Annotated in this window: 3 protein-coding genes; all 3 read right to left on the bottom strand. The window is 51.1% G+C overall.

The annotated features are described in order from the left end of the window. Positions 1-869: T6SS immunity protein Tli4 family protein (locus BT173_RS19520; RefSeq protein ID WP_217651516.1), on the bottom strand; the 869-nt coding region annotated here is incomplete at its 3' end. Beyond that, positions 866-3337 (bottom strand): hypothetical protein, encoded by a 2472-nt coding sequence (locus BT173_RS18875; protein ID WP_072430227.1) that lies wholly within the window; start codon positions 3335-3337, stop codon positions 866-868. The genes BT173_RS19520 and BT173_RS18875, both read right to left, overlap by 4 nt. A gap of 3 nt (positions 3338-3340) precedes the next feature. Next, the coding region (locus BT173_RS18870; RefSeq protein WP_139256243.1) for a DUF2345 domain-containing protein at positions 3341-4240 on the bottom strand (900 nt) is incomplete at its 5' end.

Below are 4240 nucleotides of genomic sequence, written 5' to 3'. Positions count from 1 at the left end.
CCCTCGTAGCCGGCCAGATTGATGTTGCGTCCAGGAGGGAACCAAACTGAGCGGTAGCTGCCGCCATCCCTGCCAAATGGCGCCCAGAAATCATTAAGCTTATAACTGGGCGTGTAGGTTTCTGGGCGCCTTTCGCTTGAAGGCGAAACCACTTCCGCAGATCGATCCTGAAGAAAAACCGTAATGTCGGGATGGTCGCGTAGTTGGTAGACAATGCCAATTGAGCGAAATGGCTGATCGTCATCATCGCGGATAAAGGCGTAAGGTAGACAGACACCAGGCTCGGCTGGAGATGTCATGGGGGGGCGTGGCTTGAGGCCTGACAAAATGGTTTGATAACGTTTGATACGCAGCCCCTGCTTTTCTGCTGCTCCCTCGGCTTCCCAAAAAATCGCACTATCGCCCACGCTAAGAACGGCGGTGTAGAAATCGGCACCGTGCCATGCTAGCCGGCTTGCTTCTACGTACTCGCCCTTAAAGAACGGCTTCCCGTGCTGATTGAGATAAGTTTGATTGCGCATTCTCCTGGCAGCAGCTTCAACCCATACCTTGGCGCGATCGCTCTGAGACAGAGGAAGAGAAATCAGCAACCGACCTGCATAGTCCGACGATGAACGACTAGCCCGCTCACCGCTTGGCAACCGATAAATTTGCTGATTACTACCAATTTCGAACTCCTTAATGAAATCCTGTGGCGGCATCGCTGCAACATCGGCATTGCCCGGCAAATTAATCTGCATGCGGCCAACGCAATCCGTAGCCCAACTATCGGTAATATCCGGCATGCCTTGTGCACAGGCTGTTGCCGTAAAGACAACAATTAGACCGAGCAAGGTCGCAGGGCCGCCCATTTTTGTGATCAGAATCATGCGACCTGCCCCCCTCGATGAACATCGTTTGACCCTTGGGCGACCTGTGTACTGTGTTGATCACCCGGCACCGATAGATCTGACGGAAGCTTGTTATCAGCGACCAGCGATGTTGGGTAAGGAATGCGATTGTTCTCGTTGTACGTCCAATTAATGGGTAAGGCTGTAAAGAAGCCCTCGATATCTTTCAGTTGATCAACCGCATTTTCGTTGTATCTTTTGGCTTCCCAGAATACTTTTTCATATGGCATCGGACTTGCCAAGCGGCCACTGAATTCCTTACCGGTTTCATCCTTAACAGTTACCCAAGTCGGAAGGATAGGGGCGGGTACTTTATTGTTTCGGCTATCAGTCGACCAATCCCGTGGCACAAACGGAAACACCGCCTCATACGCTGCCGCATTTTTCTTGGCCTGCGTCTGAATCCGCCGCCAGCTGTCAGGGATGCCGGGGGCGTCAATCGCGTCGGTCAAATGGCTCGCCGGACGCACGCCACCGGCAATACCAAACAACTTTCGCCAGACCTTTTTGCGCAACTCATGCGCAAAGGCCCGTACCGGCCGCTGACTCCCCTTTCCGTTGATGTCAGCACGAGCATTGTCACCGTCCATAATCAACACTGCAATTTCAGAATCCCGCTCACCCAACAAACTCCGATCATTGATATTTGCACTACCCAATAGTGCATACATATCATCCACAATCATGAGTTTGCTATGCACATAGATTTGCTCAGTGACATAACGATCTTTTCCCGGCAAGTAGGCCCAATTCCTTAGATTCAGCAAGGTCACATAATTAAAGCAATCTTCAATAGGGATATCTTCGTACTCAGTATTTCCAAGCTGATCAATCGCTCTCATATAGCCCATATCACCGGCATCACGTAGTTGGCGAGCTTTCAGCGAACGACGGATTCCATTAAGCAAGCTGATTCGCCCAAAGACCAAAGACTGCATAGTCCAGAACACTTGCACGGCAATTGACGCATTCGCCAGCATGCCCTCTGGATGCACAGGCAGTGTCATATAGACATGGAAATTTGGTCTGCTCTTATCGAGAATTGCGCGTTGAATTCGCTTACATAATGCTTCACAAATTCTGTTCTGAGGAATGCGATCCAACTGATCTGCACTTTGCTCATCAAGCTTCCGAAGAGCCCAAAGTGATGTTTCGCCAATACCCATTGCACCATTTTTAATAAACAAACCCGCAGGAGAAAGGGGGTCCGCAGTAGACCTACCCGGGCCAACAATTTCGCCAAAATTCGAAACAAAAAACTGATTCTCTATATAGATAAAATGGCGGCTTTTCTCTATCAATTGCAGCATGGCAGTGTAGACATCTGTCTGGGCCCCATTCCCAGACGCCTTCAAGACCACGCCTGGATTGGCTTTCGTCTCAGCGGCGCACATATTTGCAGGCGCACTACGCAAGACCTGGACAAATGCATTTCCCTTTTTCTCATATTTACTAGGCGCCGCAGGCAAAGGCAAACGCGGATCATTACCTGTGGCCGTATTCCAACGCAAAACAAAATTTCGTAATAAATCAGAAACAGCTGGCCCCTCAATACGGGCGTGTATATCCTGCCAAGGCATTCTTGGCTGGATTGTCTCATCTAGGCAAGCGTAGCTCGGTGTATTGCCATCCGTTTTAGCGTTATTCAGTATCGGCGAATTTTCAGCGTAGGGGACTTGATGCGCACCACTATCAATTTTATTTTGCGTCGCTGTTGCATGACTATCACTGAAAATCCCAATATTATCCAGCGCCCCCGTCAGCAAGTCAGGATCAACAATTTTCGTTTCCGGATCGGCCTCACTCAGTATCTTTAACGGCGGAATGCATGGGTTATAACGATCATTCACGTTCCGAGATGCTGAACCAGAGACAAGATCGTATGTGTCGTCATCGTAACGACCATAATACAAATCAAGCCCACCTATATAGGCAATCTTACGATCAATAACAACCTGCTTTTGGTGATGACTGAAATAGGTGCTATTCACCCCAGACAGAGAAGCTTGAGATTTTACGAATACGCGCTTTGGTTTCCCTAGCTTCTTAAGCTTCGCATTAATGCCAAGCAAGACCTTGGCGGTCTGAGCGTCATAGGTTTGCAATGGATTCGTATGCTTCCAAGGAAGCACATAAATAGCTACGTTCCGATCCAACGCTGCGCGCAGCAATACATCATAAAGGCGTACTCCTTCTGCCAGCTGAGCATCCCACGCCACCGCCCAACCGGTAATGCATATTTCTTGGTGGGCGGCATCCATCGCAAGAATAAGATCCTCGAAATACGCTTTCCCGCTTGTAAATGGCTTAGCCAGATTACCTTCAGTGCACGCAGCAAAAGCTTGCTGGCTATTCACCCATAGATTACTGGTCAGAGTACCTTCTGCGGATTTCCCATCCGGCCCGATAATTTGTCTAGCAGTACGGCTAGGTAGCTCGGTCGTCATGGTTTATTTACTTCCCTTAATATTCTTGAGCATCGCATTACCACTCGCTAGCTTTGTTTCATGGCGAGCAAAGCTAGCTTGAGCATCGTCCACATGCGTATCTCCAGCCATGCTCAGCTGATCGGAATAGCCCATTGCATCCAATGCCTGATGCCGTTTTTGCTGGTCCGTCCAGTGCGCTTGCTCTTTTGCCAGCACTAAACGATGGGCGTGGCTATCTGCCAAAACCCAAAGCTTGCCTGGGTGTACGTTGTAAGCATCTTGTATTTGCTTATTTTGATCAGCAGAGAGAAGCAATTTGCCCCTGCTATCACTAATCCCCGCAAGTATTTCTTCATCACTGCCAAGCGCCTCCATTTCTGAAGCGGCTTGGACAATCCGCCAAGCGGTCTGGGGCAGCGCAACGCCATTGGGGCCGGGCGTATCAAAGAGCATCAAATTCAATTGCACGGGTATATCAGTAATCGGTGCGTGTGCAAGTTCCGGTAGCTTTACATTCAAGCTCGCCGCCCCCACAAAGCTCTTCTTACTCGCCTTCACCGTAATCGTCCCCGGACACGCCACCGTGATCCCACCATCCAGCGTGATGCTCGCCCCACCCGCCGTCTGGATCACGATCGTCTTGGCTGCCGCCAGCGTGGTGTCCGCCTTGGCCGATTCCAGCGTCAGCTTGCCCTTCGCGGCCAGGTTCATCGGGCCGGCGTGGGCTTGGATCAGCAGGTCGCCTTCGCCGGTGATCGCGCTCAGGCCTTGGCCCTGGTCCTTGTCACCTTCGGCCAGGCCGCCGGTGAAGCTGATCGCCTGGTTGGCATCCAGACGCAGCTGATGGCCGGTGAGCAGGTTCAGGTGGCCGCCGGCGAGCCAGTTCTGAGTTTCGCCGGTCAGGAAGAAGGCGTCCTGGCT

Source organism: Chitinimonas taiwanensis DSM 18899 (assembly GCF_900119825.1).
GTDB classification, from domain to species: domain Bacteria; phylum Pseudomonadota; class Gammaproteobacteria; order Burkholderiales; family Chitinimonadaceae; genus Chitinimonas; species Chitinimonas taiwanensis.
This window is presented reverse-complemented; position numbering and strand designations above follow the sequence as displayed.